This is a genomic window from Tundrisphaera lichenicola (assembly GCF_051175385.1).
GTDB classification, from domain to species: Bacteria; Planctomycetota; Planctomycetia; order Isosphaerales; family Isosphaeraceae; genus Tundrisphaera; species Tundrisphaera lichenicola.
This window is the reverse complement of the sequence record NZ_CP195106.1, coordinates 2,751,269-2,764,583: the sequence shown is the minus strand read 5'-3', so window position 1 is coordinate 2,764,583 and position 13,315 is coordinate 2,751,269. Positions and strand designations below refer to the sequence as shown.

Sequence of the window (13,315 nt, the reverse complement as noted above, 5' to 3'; positions counted from 1 at the left end):
ATGGGGTTCTCCTCCGGTCAGTCGATGAGCTGGAATTCGGGCAACATGGCGACGGCCCAGAGGAGATCCTGGACCCCTTCGGGTGTGGCGGGCGAGCCGATTAACTCGCGGGCGGCGTCGAGTTCGTCGGGGGTGACGGATCGTCCGAGGGCGATTAGGAACAGTTGACGGACCAGGGCCTCGGGATCCCGACCGTGCTTCTCGATCCAGAGCGTCGCGCCTCGCTTAAGCTTGGCGTCGAGGGTCGAGCCGTTGGTCAGTTCCAGGGCCTGGAGGGTCGTGGCGATCGGATCGCGGCGGGTGACCACCTGCTCGCGGCTGGTCCGGCCCAGGGCCGACATGAGCGGGTCGTCGAAGTTCAGGGCCGCCCGGATCTCGGAGCCGTCATCCACCGCGCCGGAACGGGCGACGACCGCCTGGAGGTTCACCTGGCCCCCGTAGATCCCCTCGGCACCGGGCAACTCGGCCGAGTGCTTCCAGCTCCCCGACTGCTCGGCCTCGGTCATCCAGCTTTTGGGGGCCTTCTCGGCCCAGAGCCAGGTCGCGTCGGTCCCGAAACCCCAGGCCGGTCGGCCATCGTCGAACCCTCCGACCCAGGCGATCAGGCCCGCGGGGTTGGTCCCCTTGATCTGGGTCCCCTTGCCATTCTCGGGATCGGGCCAGTTGGTCGCCTCCAGGGCGATGACGTTCTCGCCGACCTTCAGATGCCGGGAGACTTCGGCCGAAATCGGATTGGTCCACTCGGCACTCTGACCGACCTTCTTGCCGTTGACGTAGAGGACGACCTCATTGTCGCAGGTGGCGACGGCCAGGGCCGAGGTCGGAACCTTGTCGAGCTGGATCACCTTGCGGACCAGGATCCGGCCTCCGGGATCTCGGGCGGCGTCGGCGTGACTCCAGATCCACCGGGCCTCGACCCGGGGCGGTTCGGGATGGTCGCCCACCTGCTTCTCGGCCGATGCGGCGACCGCCGCGCGGGCCGCGGCGACCTGCCCACCCTGGCCTCGCCCGTCCGCCTTGACCATATCGCCGGAGACCTCGGGCCAGACCCCGGTGACGGTCGAGACCGCGTCGGCGAACTGCTCGGCGGTCATCCTCCGGATCAAGGGTCCTCGGAAGATGTAAGCGGATCGGTCGTTGGGGTCGGCCACTCCCTCCGAGGGGAGTCGGTAGGCCTTCGACGTGGCGATCAGTTCGAGGGTGTGCTTCAGGTCGTGACCATTCGCGACGAAGTCGGCGGCGAGCCAGTCCAGGAGATCCTGGCTCCAGGCCGGCTGGTCCATGTCGTCCAGCGGTTCGACGATCCCACGGCCCATCATCTGGGCCCAGAGCCGGTTGACGATCGTTCGCGCGAATCGGCCATCCTCGGGCTTCACCAGGATCTCGGCGAGCTGCTTCATCCGCTCGGCCCGGGGGGCCCTGGCATCGATCTGCCCCAGCTCGGGATAGATGAATCCAACCTGGGCGATCTTGCCGGTTGGCTTGTCGCAGCGGTTGATCTCGGGAGGCTTCTCGGAGAAGACGCCGGCCAGGGCGTAGGCGTCGTCCAGCTTCCAGTAGTTTACGAAGCTGTCGTGACAGCTGGCACACTTCAGGTTGGTGCCGAGGAAGACCTGCGAGATATTCTGGGCGGCCTGGACCGGCGGTGTCTGGCTGGCGTTGACGACCCCTCGCCAGACGATCCCCTTGGTGAACCCCTCCGAGCCGGGGACCGGGCTGATCAATTCGCGGGTGAACTGATCATACGGCTTGTTTTCCAGGAGCGAGCGGTAAAGCCAGCGGGTGATCGTGGTTCGACCGTCATCGATGAATCCGGTCCCCCGGTAGCTGTTCCGGAGCGCGTCGTTCCAGAAGGTCAGCCAGTGATCGGCGTACCCTCGGCCGTCGTCGAGCAGGCTCCGGACCAAATTCCGATACCGATCTTCATGAGGGTTCTCATCGAGGAGCAATTGCTGATCGACGGTCGGGATCAGGCCGACGAGGTCGAGCGACGCCCTCCGGGCGAACGTCGGGTTGGGGACGGTCTCCCAGCCGATCGAGGTCCCGTGCTCGTCCAGGTGTGCGGCGATGAAGCGGTCGATCGGATGCTTGAGATCCAGGCCCTTCGGCGAGGCGGGAACTTCGGGCGTCCGGGGCGCGATCGAGGCCTTCCGGAACCCGAAGGTGATCTCCTCGGGCCAGGCCAGCCCCTGGTCGACCCAGGCTCGGATCAGGCCGACCTCTCCGGGCGTCAGCGGGTCGCCCTTGTCGGGCATCCGCCGGACGGGGTCGAGCCCGGCGACGAGCTCGACGATCAGGCTCTCGGCCGCCTTGCCGGGGACGGCGGCCGCCCCACTCTCGCCCCCCCGGAGGATGGCCTCGCGGGATTCCATCGAGAGGCCGCCCTTATACTTCCCCTTGGCGTGGCAGTTCAGGCAACGCGTTTGGAGGATGGGTTGGATCTGCGATCGGAAATCGACCCGACCCTGGGGCGCGGGAGGACGTGGCGGGTCGTCAGATCGGGCCGACGAGGGGCACGAGAACCACGCGATCAGGAACAAGGCCGGGACGACGGGACTTCGCATCAGGGGCCACCTCGCTTCGTGACGGTCGACGGACCAGATTCCCCCCGGAGCGAGTGCCTGCGTGTCGAGTCGTTGCGTCGCGTCCGCGGCGGACCGATCCGGTCGGCCTCGGGGCGATTCCTGAGCTGGAGCGATACAAGACACCGACCTCGGACCCGGGGGAGCGGGCCCGAGAGGCACAACCGATTATAGAAACAATCACTTCTTCTTGAAAACCGGGTCGTTGGCATCGCCTCGCGAGAGGATATAGGCGAAGAGATCCAGGATCTCATCCCGGCCGAGCGGATCGAGGAGCTTCTCGGGCATCAAGGAGACCTCCGAGGGCTTCATCTCCTCGATCTCACCTCGGGGGATGTCGACGACCTTGGTCGAGTCCTCGGGGTCGATCAGGACGGTCAGCTTGTCCTTCGACTCGCCGACGACCCGGCCGCTGAAGACCTTGCCGGCACTGGTGGCGATGGTCGAGGCCCGATACTGGTCGGAGACGACCTTGCTCGGTTCGAGGGTGGCCTCGGCCAGATCCTTGAAGGCGAATCGGCCGGCGGCCTGGGTCAGGTCGGGGCCGGTCGCCCCGCCTTCGCCGGCGAACCGATGGCAGAGGACACACCGGGCGGCGGCGAATGCCTTCTGGCCGGCGGCGAAGTCGCGGCCCGATCGGCTCTCGTCGACCATCGGGAGGAGTTCGGCGAGCGTCCACTCGTGTCCAGGCCCGTTGGGCTTGGGCAACTCCTTGACCTGATAGGGCTTGCGAGCCCCGGCCGCCTCGACGGCCAGGCGTTCGGCCTCGGAGGCGTTCTCGAAGGCGTCCTTATCGATGTTGTTGATGAACCCGAGATAGCTCGCCCCACCGGACCAGCCTCGGGCCTTGTCGAGCCACTGGAAATAAGCCTTGCGCTGGTCTGGCGTCCATCCTTCGCGGAGGTTCCGGAGGACGAAGGCGTAATGGATGTTGGTGGCCTCGGGCCGGTTGGTCATCATCTTGGCGATCGTCCCCCCGTAGCCCGGGTTCCGGGCCAGGAGGTCCGACATCTCCTCGGAACTGGAGGCGTCCCCCTTCTCCATCAAGGCGAGCAGCTTGCCGGCGATCCCGGGTGCTTTCAGATAGACCAGGAGCGAGGCCAGCTCGCGATTCGCCGGGTCGCTCGGTCCGGGAAAGACCGCGTCGAGCTTGCTGGCCAGCCGGGCGCCGGTGGCCGGGTCGGGCTCGCCCATCCGAATGAAGGTGAGTTGCAAGGCCCGGAGCCATTCGAGCAGCCGACTTTCGGGGAGCGACCCCGGATCGAGCCGTTCGAGCGCTTCGATCAGGCGGGGCTCGAGCGACTTGTCGCCCTGACGGGCCAGGGCGATGGCCCCGGTGATCAGGGTCTCCGGGTCGTGCTCGGCCAGGACTTTCTCCGCCCAGAGCTTCGCGTCCTGATGCTCCAGAGCGACCCGAGCGGCGTAGCGAATCGTCCGGTCCTCGTGGCCGAGAAACGGATAGGCGAAGGCCACGGCCCCGGCGGGGTCGTCGGACTTCTGGTGATAGGATTCGAGGCGATGGCGGAGTGCCCGGAGGTCGGCGAACTCGGCGTCATGAAGCTCCACCGGCTCGGTCGACTTGGCCCCGTGGTAGGTCACCCGGAACAGCTCGGACTGCGTCCCTCGCCCGCCGATCGTGAAGTAGAGAGCCCCGTCAGGGCCGACCGCGTTGTCGGTGAGGGGCAGGGGGGGCCTCGACAGGAACTCCTCCTTGGTGGCCGTGTAGGAGGAGCCGGAGGGCTTTGCATGGATCGCGTACATCGTGCCGAAGGTCCAGTCGCAGATGTACAGGGCCTTCTGGTACTTCGCGGGGAACTTCAGGCCGTAGCCGAACGTCACGCCGACGGGTGAGCCCGGTCCGACGTCGACGATCGCGGGCAGGCTATCCGCATAATAGGCGGGCCACTTGCCGGTCCCGCTCCGCCAGCCGAATTCCGACCCGCTCGGGGAGTGACTGACGCGGGTCGGGCGATACCAGGGCATCCCGTAGTCCCACTCCATGTCGGCGTCGTAGACGAATAGCTCGCCATCGGCGTTGAAGGCCATGTCGTAGCTATTCCGGTAGCCGATGCTGACGACCTCCCAGGTCTTGCCGTCGGGGTCGGTCTTCGCGACCCATCCTCCGGGTGCGAGGATTCCTCGGGCGTGTCCATTGGCGTCCCACTGCCGAGGCAGGAGGTGATCTTCGGCCCAGTTTTGCGGGACCCGGCTGGCGTCGATCTTCGAGGGGGGGAGGGTGTGGTTCCCGGCGACCACGTAGATCGACTTCCCGTCGGGCGAGAGCCGCAAGGCATGCGGGCCGTGCTCGCCGCCCCCTTCAAATGTGGCCAGCTTTTCGAGCTTGTCGTACTGGTCGTCGCCGTCGGTGTCGGTCGCCCGGTAGAGCCCGCTCCCGGGGCCGCCGTTGACCGAGAGGTACAGATGCCCGAAGGCGTGGAGGATCCCCTGGGCGGAGGTGATCGCCAGCCCGAGCCGTTCGACCCGGGTTGGGGCGTCGCTCCCGAGGGGGGGCAGGGTGATCCGGCAGAGCCCCTTGTCGTCCTGGTCGCTGGCGATCAGGCGTCCCTTGTCGTCGAAGGCGATCGCGACCCAAGAGCCCAGTTCCTCGCGGGGGACCGTGAAAAGCCGCTCGACCTGGAATCCCGAGGGGACCTCGAACACGCCGCGAGCCGAGCTGGAGGGCTGGGTCAGCGACTCGGTGAAGACGTCGCCCCAGGGAGCCACGCCCATCGTCCCGAATGACCGGAGCGGGGCCATCGCCTTGGTATCGCGCCGGATCGCCAGCCAGGAGGGGTCCGAGACGACGTACCGGGCCTCCCCTTCGGGCGAGATCAGGGCCAGCTTCAGCGCGAAGGCGGAGATCCCGCCCTCGTTGGCGACCTCGACCGCCAGCTCATTCCTGCCCGGGACGAGCTTGTCCTGGACGTCCACCTCCACCGGTTCCTGCCACGAGTCGCTCGAAGCCACCTTCTTCCCGTTGACGTACACGGTCATCCGGTTGTCGGCCGTCGCCAGGAGTCGGGCGGCCTTCGACCCGCCGGGGAACTCCTTGCGGAGGACATAGGCGGAGTCGGGGTTGCTCCCCCAGATCCAGGTCGGGGCCGGCCCCTTGCCCAGCTCGGTGCGACCAGGGATCGCGACGGGAGGGGTAGGGCTGGCGGACTCGCCTCGGGTCCGGGCCTCGGCGACCTCGGGCTTCTGGGTGAAGACGTTCCCGTCGGCGAAACAGGTGCTGGTCCCGACCAACATGGCCAGGAACGTCCAGGTCGAACGGGCCGACGATCGTCGGGAAGTGGCAAACGGCATGTCGATCTCCGGGGATCGCGTCGTTCGGGCGATCTAGGTGGGGGCTCAACATTCGTTTTACCAATTCGGTAACCCGTTCGCCATCAACTGTCCGGGTGGCTACCAGTACCTGGCGGGTTGGGAACGAGTCCGATCGGTCCGAGATCCAGCCGAGGAATCCCGGACCTCTCGCCCGATCTAGCCTTGAGTTGAAACCGACCTACAATAATCGGGAAGATTGATCCCGTCAGGTGCTGCTCGGGCGTCCCGATCCTCTCCGGTGGAGTGCGTTCCCATGGCCTCGAGCGTTCGAGAGGGCGATCCGGCCCCGGATTTCACGATGACCTCGGCCCAGGGCGAGGTGATCCACCTGGCGGCTTATCGGGGGAAGTCGGAGGTGGTCCTGTTCTTCTATCCGAAGGACGACTCGCCGGCTTGCACGGCCGAAGCCTGTTCGTTTCGCGATAGTTATGAAGACTTCCTGGATGCGGGGGCCGTGGTCATCGGGGTCAGCGCGGACCCGGCCGGGGAGCATCGGGCGTTCGCCGGCAAGCACCGGCTGCCGTTTCCGCTCTTGACCGACTCCGATGGCTCGCTCCGGGCTCGGTATGGGGTCCCGAAGACGCTCGGGTTGATCCCGGGGCGGGTGACTTACCTGATTGACCGGGAAGGAGTCGTCCGGAACGTCTACTCGTCGCAGTTCCGCCCTTCCGGGCATGTCCGCGAGACGCTCAAAGCCCTCCGCGAATTACGCGGTCCGGGAGCAGTCGCCCCCGGGTGACGGGGGGCCAACGGTGGGAGTCGCCTTGTCAGGGTCACCGGAAGTCGGTAAACCCGATGGATGTTCGATCTCTCGGGGGCCGATCGGTCATGCCGCAAGTGTCGTGCGTCCGCTGTTCTCGCGTGCTGCAATACAGCGGCGACCAGCCCTCCTTCTGCGGCTATTGCGGGCAGGCCCTGGTTGATTCTGCCCCGGACCAGACCCAGGCTTCGCCGCCGCCGGCGCACCGGGGAGACGAGACGATCGACTTCGTCCCGCGCCCTCGGTCGAACGTCCGAGACCCCGATCTGGTCAAGGGTTACCGCCTGATCCGTCAGCTCGGCAAGGGCGGGATGGGGACGGTCTACGAGGCCGAGGACCTCCGGGTCGGCCGGAAGGTGGCCCTGAAGATCATCGCGCCGGGGTACGTCGACTCGCAGGGCGCGGTCGAGCGATTCCGCCTGGAGGGCCGGCTGGCCAGCACCCTGGCCCACCCCCGATGTGTGTTCGTCCTGGAGGCCGACGAGGACGAGGATGGCCGCCCGTTCATCGCCATGGAGCTGATGACCGGCGACACCTTGCAGGATCTCGTCGAGAAGGCGGGACAGCTCCCGGTGGGCGATGCGGTCGCGAAAATCCTCGACGTGATCGAGGGGCTCCGCGAGGCGCACCGGCTCGGCCTGATCCACCGCGACGTCAAGCCCTCGAATTGCTTCCTCGACGGGGAAGGTCGGGTCAAGGTCGGCGACTTCGGGCTCTCCAAGTCTCAGGCGACCTCGGCCAACCTGACCCGGAGCGGTTCCTTCCTGGGGACTCCGCTCTATGCCTCGCCCGAGCAGATCAAGGTCGAGACGCTCGACGGGCGGACCGACGTCTACTCGACGGCCGCCACGCTGTTCTACCTGCTGACCGGCCGTGCCCCCTTCGACCGTGGGGACGCCTCGGCCACGATGGCGAGGATCGTCACCGACCCGGCCCCCTCGGCCCGCGAGAAGCGGCCCGAGGTCCCGATCGGCCTCGACCGCGCGATCCGCAAGGGCCTGGAGCGGGATCGGGACCGTCGATATGCCGATCTCGACCAGCTCCGGGCGGCACTCGTTGCTTACCTGCCCGGCCACGTCTCGCCGGCCAAGCCCGTCCTACGCGTGGGGGCTTATCTCTTCGATCTCTTCGTGCTCGGCCTCCTGACGCTCCCGCTCACGTTCCTGGAGCCCCTCTCGCCCTGGATCAAGATCGCGATCGGCTCGATGGCCTGGCTGATCTATTTCGGGGTCGGAGATGGTCTCTGGGGCGGCACGCCGGGGAAGCGGCTCCTCCGATTGAGAGTCGCCGACGAGGGGTGCGGCGAAGGGGCCGGCCTGACCCGGGGTGGCCTCCGGTCTTTGGTGTTCTATCCCCTGGTAGAATTGCCCGTCGAGCTGTTCACCTATCTGGACCTGCCCTGGGACCATCTTTCGCCAGCCTCGTCACTCGCGATGCTGGTATTCGAATGTCTCGGCGTGAGCCTGATGGCCTTCCCGTTCTGGACGAAGAAGCGTTCGCAGGGCCTGCATGACCTGATCGCCGGAACTCGGGTGGTGGAGCTGCCCCGGGCCGAGAGACGCCGATCGGCGGAGGCCCGTCGGGCCATCGGACGCGACCGAGGGAGCGTGACCCGGCCGATCGGCGTGATGAAGTCGGTCGGCCCGTACAAGGTCCGGGGTGCGGTCCGCTGGGAGGCCGACCGTCGGGTTGTCGCCGGGGAGGACTCGTCGCTCGGCCGCGAGGTCTGGATTGTGCTCCGACCCAAGGGGAGCGCCGCGCCCGAGTGGGTCCGGCGCGAAGTCACGCGGGCCACCCGCCCCCGATGGCTCGACGGCGGCGAGCAGTCCGAGGGGCGCTGGGATGCCTACATCGCCCCGGCCGGCTGTCCGCTTTCCGACCTGGCCGGGCCGGAAGGGCTCTCCTGGCACGACGCCCGCCCCATCCTCGAGGACATGGCCGACGAGCTATCCGCCGCCTGCGCCGATGGGACCCTCCCGGTAGGCTTGACGGTCGACCAGGTCTGGGTCCAGCCCGACGGCCGGGCCATCCTGGTCGACTCCCTGTCGGTCGCCGGGGATTCCGACGCTCCCGACCATGCCCGGGCCCTTTCGTTGCTCAGGCACTCCGCCGCCCTGGCCCTGGAGGGGGGGCGACGGCGGGGCAACGATGAGCCGAAGGCGATCCGGAGCCCGGTCCCGCTCCACGCCCTGGAGACGATCCGCCGGCTCCTGGGGGGGGAGGATGCCCACACCACGGTCGACGCCTTCCGGAGCGACCTCGAAACGTCCCGGAACCTTCCCACCGAGGTCGGGATCGGCCCGAGGGCCACGGGGCTCGGGATCATGAGCCTGTTCGTCTCGGTCGGGCTCTCGCTGCTCTATCTCGGGACCTTTGCGCTGTTGAATACGACCTGGCTCGACGAGGACGGCGTCCCGATCGCCCTGGGGTTGTTCGGGCCGAACACACCATTCGAGAACGCGATGATGTTCGAGGCCTGGCTGGCCCCGATCCCGGCGATCGTCTGGATCATCTGGGATTTCTTGACCCAGGGCGGGTTTTCGCTTCGGTTGGCCGGGCTGGGCCTGGTCCGGTGGGATGGAAGGCCGGCCCCCCGGTGGCGATGTGCCTGGAGGTCATTCCTGGTCTGGGCCCCGCCGACGGCCCTCCTGGTCGCCTCGGTGTTCGTGATGGGGCGGATTCCGAATCCGAACTGGGCCCGATGGATTCCCTTCTTCGTGTCGGTGGCAAGCCTGCCGGTCTACGTTGTCTTGGCCCTGGTCTTCCCCTCGTGCGGGCCGCATGACCGTCTCTCGGGTCTACGCGTCGTGCCCCGATGAGCGCCTTCAACGAGTCTTCGACGGGAGGGCGGGCCGGATCGAACTGGTGACCTGTTCGACGAGCGCCGCGACCCCTCGCTCATTGAAATGGATGCCATCCAGGGCGTGGTACTCCGGATGCCCTTCGAGCAGCCCGAACAGGTCGTCGACCGGGATCTTCTCGGCCTCGACGATCCGGCCGGCGATCCGGTTCCGGGCCCGGACGCGGTCGGTCCTCGGGTCGAACCGGCTGAGCTGGTCGCGGTCGCGGATCGGCGTGGTGCTGGCCCAGATCCGCTTCGCGTCCTTCGCCCCCGATCGGATGGCCTCCAGGAACTCGGGGAAGGCCTCCCGATAGTCGTCCTCGGTATATCCGAATCCGTGCAATCCGTTGTTGAAGTGGACCACGTCGAACCGCGACTGGCCCAGGACCAGCGAGATCTCGGCCAGGAGGGCGGGGTCGCCGACGCTCTTGGAGGTCGCCAGCCTCGCGACATACGCCCGGCCCTTCAGGGCCTGCTCGACCCCCGGCCCGTAGCTCCGGGCGATCGAATCTCCGATCAGGAGGACGCGCGGGAGGTCGTCCGAGTTGGCATCGGGCAGCCAGACGTCGAGCCATTCGATGTCCTCGCGGTGCACCTTCGGCCCGTCGCTCGGACCCGAGAGGCAGGTCCCCATCGCGATCATCGAGGCGATCGTGAGCAATCGGCGATTCACGCCACACCTCCTTCGTCCGGAATCCGCGCCGACCAGGCTCGGCCGGTCGATCTTATCGAATCGGTGGTCCGAAGGCCTCGTTTTGCCGTTCTCAGATGGAAGTCAATCGCCCCTCGTCCAAAAAATTCCTGTAGCTTCTGCCGGCAAGCCGATGTAGTTTAACATCGTTTGGAGAGTCTGCTCGTGATACGACCGCCGGCCGGTGGCGGGAGGCCAGTCGAGGGTTGCCATGATCCGGACGATGCTACTCGCCTCGATCTTGACCGCCGCGTCCGCCTGGGCGAAGCCCGCCGAGTCCGGGGAGCTTTTGCCTCCCGATCGACCGATCGAGGAAGCGGTCGACCATTACGTCGATGCTCGGGTCGTCGAGGCCGGTGTGAAACCTGCCGGCGAGGCCGACGATTCGACGTTCGTTCGACGCCTGACCCTCGACCTGATCGGCCGGGTCCCGACCATCGCCGAGGTTCAAGCCTTCGTCGATTCGACCGACCCCGAGAAGCGGGTTCGGCTGGTCGACCGGCTGATGGCCTCGCCCGGTTACGCCCGGCATCAGGCCGACTCGTTCGATGATATACTGATGGCGGGGGTGAAGGGGAGCCTCCGCGACTATCTCCTGGCCGCCTTCCGCGAGGATCGGTCCTGGGATCGGATCTTCCGAGAGATCATGACGGGTGACGAGTCGACGCCCGACCTCAAGGGATGCGCCGAATTCCTCAGATCCCGGGCCAGGGACGGCGACCGATTGACCAGCGACGTCAGCTCGGCCTTCTTCGGGGTCAACGTGAGCTGCGCCAAGTGCCACGACCACCCGCTGGTCGATGACTGGAAGCAGGATCATTATTACGGGATGAAGTCGTTCCTCGATCGGACCTTCCTCATCGGCGAATTCGTGGCCGAGAAGGGGTTCGGGTCGGTCAAGTTCACCCCGATCGATGCCCCCGAGAAGTCGGCGCGGTTCCTCTTCCTGACCGGCCAAGAGGTCGAGATTCCCGCCGAGGCGATCGACCCCCCCGACGAGGTCAAGAAGGCCGAGAAAAAGCGACTCGACGAGGCCAAGGAGAAGAAGGAAAGGCCCGCCCCCCCCGCGTTCAGCGCCCGGGCCAAGCTGGTCGAGGTGGCCCTGGAGCCGGGCGGCCGGGATTTCTTCGCCCGGTCGATCGCCAACCGGGTCTGGCATCGGTTCTTCGGGCAGGGCCTGGTCATGCCGCTCGACCAGATGCACTCGGAGAACCCCCCGACCCACCCCGAACTCCTGGAATGGCTGGCCCGCGACGTGATCGACCACGGCTACGACCTCCGGAGACTCACCCGGGGCCTGGTCCTGAGTCGAGCCTATGCCCGCGATGGGCGGGCGGAGTCGGATTATGTCGACCCCCGGCTCTTCGCCGTCGCGGCCCCTCGGGCCTTGACCCCGACCCAACTCGCCGCCTCGATGTGGGTGGCCACGACCGATCCGGCCTCCCTGCCCGGCGAGTCGAAGCTCGCAGAGGTTGACGCCAAGGTCGAGCCGCTGGCCGATCGAGGCCGGACCCTGGCCCGGTCGATCGCCCGACCCGGCGAGGATTACCAGATTGGGGCCGCTGAGGCCCTCCTGATGAGCAACGGCGACAAGCTCGACGGCCTGCTCGCCGACGATGGCGACCGCCTGGTGTCCCACCTGGCCAGGATCGATGACCCTCGAGAACGGGTCGAGCTGGCCGTCCGGAACATCCTCTCACGAGCCCCCGAAGACGAGGAGCTGGACATCCTGGCCGCGTTCCTGGAACATCGCGAGGATCGCCCCGCCGAGGGTTGCCGCCAGATGGTCTGGGCCCTCCTCAATGGGGCCGAGTTCCGGTTCAATCACTGACCTGATCCGGAGGATCGACCGCCCCTCCCCCCGATCCCAAGTGATCCCGCCATGGTGGAAACCGGACCCACGAACGATCGACCCCGGGACCCCCGCAAGGTCCGGGAAGCACTCGTCATCGTCGGTGGGACCCTGGTCCTGATCGCCGGGCTCGCCTGGTGGCTGGGCCGACCCTCGCCCGTCGAGAGGCCGAGGTTCTCGGTCGCCCTGGAAGCGGATCGAGTCTCGCTCGGCCCTTACATCGGCGCCCAGTCTTGCGGGGAATGCCACCCGATCGAGTCCGCCCGCTATCCGAGGTCGGGACACGCGAAGACGCTCCGCCCCGCGACCGGGCTGCCCCTGACGAGGCAACTTGCCGGGCGGACGGAAGTCGACCCAGAGCGGCCCGACGTCCACTGGTCGTATGACATTCGCGATGGGGAGTTCTGGATCGAGCGGAAGGAGGGCGAGGACGTGGAGCGGAATATCGTCGACTTCGCCTTCGGCTCGGGCCACCATGCGACCACCTTCCTCACCCTCCTCGATCCTTCGAAACCGATCGTCAAGGAACACCGGCTCACGCACTATACCGACGGCGACGCCCTGAAGATCACTCCCGGCCAGAGGTCCGGGGCGGAGGCCCCAGGGACGACGCCGGAAGGCCGAAAGCCGACTCCGGCGGTCGCGCTCAAATGCTTCCGCTGCCATTCCACCCGGACCGCCGCCGTGGGGGATGGCCTCAACCTGAGGGAGATGATTCCCAACGTCTCGTGCGAGCGTTGCCACGGCCCCGCGCGGAAGCATGTCGAGGACGCCCGGGCGGGCAGGGCTCACCTCCGGATGGCCATGGGCCCCGGGAGCTGGACGGCCCAGTCCCAACTTTCGCTCTGCGGCCAGTGCCACCGCGATTCCTCGCGGATGATGCCCGGCGAGATCCGCCCCGAGAATCCGGGCCTGGCCCGATTTCAGCCTGTCGGGATCTCGCAGTCGGCCTGCTATACTGAGAGCGCCGGGGCATTCAGCTGCGTGACCTGCCACGATCCCCACGCCCGGGTCTCCTCCGACCGGATCGGCTACGAGAAAGCCTGCCTCAACTGCCACGCCGCCGCCCCCGCCACCACCTGCCCGGTCTCGCCTCGGGACGGCTGCATCGGATGTCACATGCCGAAAGTCGACACGGGTCAGCATGTTGCATTCACCGACCACTGGATCCGGGCGCGACCCGGAACCGCAACCCCGCCCGTTCATGCCCCTTGAAAGCCGTCCGGCCCGCCATCCTCGCCCTTTGACGCCGGAATCTCCC

General features: G+C 67.3%; 7 protein-coding genes. 4 read left to right on the top strand and 3 right to left on the bottom strand.

The window, feature by feature from the left end; genetic code table 11:
- Window positions 1-17: 17 nt before the first annotated feature.
- Window positions 18-2,564, bottom strand: a complete 2,547-nt coding sequence (locus P12x_RS10890) for a DUF1553 domain-containing protein (RefSeq protein WP_435010889.1) — start codon at window positions 2,562-2,564, stop codon at window positions 18-20.
- Between the two features lie 198 nt (window positions 2,565-2,762).
- Window positions 2,763-5,888: a c-type cytochrome gene (locus tag P12x_RS10885; RefSeq protein WP_435010888.1), complete on the bottom strand. Its 3,126-nt coding sequence runs from the start codon at window positions 5,886-5,888 to the stop codon at window positions 2,763-2,765.
- A gap of 274 nt (window positions 5,889-6,162) precedes the next feature.
- Here P12x_RS10885 and P12x_RS10880 point away from each other — a divergent pair, with 274 nt between their 5' ends.
- The gene (locus P12x_RS10880) at window positions 6,163-6,648 is read left to right on the top strand and encodes a peroxiredoxin (RefSeq protein WP_435010887.1); all 486 of its coding nucleotides are present in this window, start codon (window positions 6,163-6,165) and stop codon (window positions 6,646-6,648) included.
- An 89-nt stretch (window positions 6,649-6,737) separates the two neighbouring features.
- On the top strand, window positions 6,738-9,488 hold the full coding sequence (locus P12x_RS10875) for a protein kinase domain-containing protein (protein WP_435010886.1): 2,751 nt from the start codon (window positions 6,738-6,740) through the stop codon (window positions 9,486-9,488).
- A gap of 6 nt (window positions 9,489-9,494) precedes the next feature.
- Here P12x_RS10875 and P12x_RS10870 read toward each other — a convergent pair whose 3' ends face one another.
- Window positions 9,495-10,184 carry an SGNH/GDSL hydrolase family protein gene (locus P12x_RS10870; RefSeq protein ID WP_435010885.1) on the bottom strand — a complete coding sequence of 230 codons (690 nt, stop codon included), beginning with the start codon at window positions 10,182-10,184 and terminating at the stop codon, window positions 9,495-9,497.
- Between the two features lie 229 nt (window positions 10,185-10,413).
- Here P12x_RS10870 and P12x_RS10865 point away from each other — a divergent pair, with 229 nt between their 5' ends.
- Both P12x_RS10865 and P12x_RS10860 read left to right on the top strand, forming a co-directional pair.
- Window positions 10,414-12,033 carry a DUF1549 domain-containing protein gene (locus tag P12x_RS10865; protein WP_435010884.1) on the top strand — a complete coding sequence of 540 codons (1,620 nt, stop codon included), beginning with the start codon at window positions 10,414-10,416 and terminating at the stop codon, window positions 12,031-12,033.
- Between the two features lie 51 nt (window positions 12,034-12,084).
- Complete coding sequence (locus P12x_RS10860) at window positions 12,085-13,269, top strand: cytochrome c3 family protein (protein ID WP_435010883.1); 1,185 nt, start codon at window positions 12,085-12,087, stop codon at window positions 13,267-13,269.
- The last annotated feature ends 46 nt before the right edge of the window (window positions 13,270-13,315 follow it).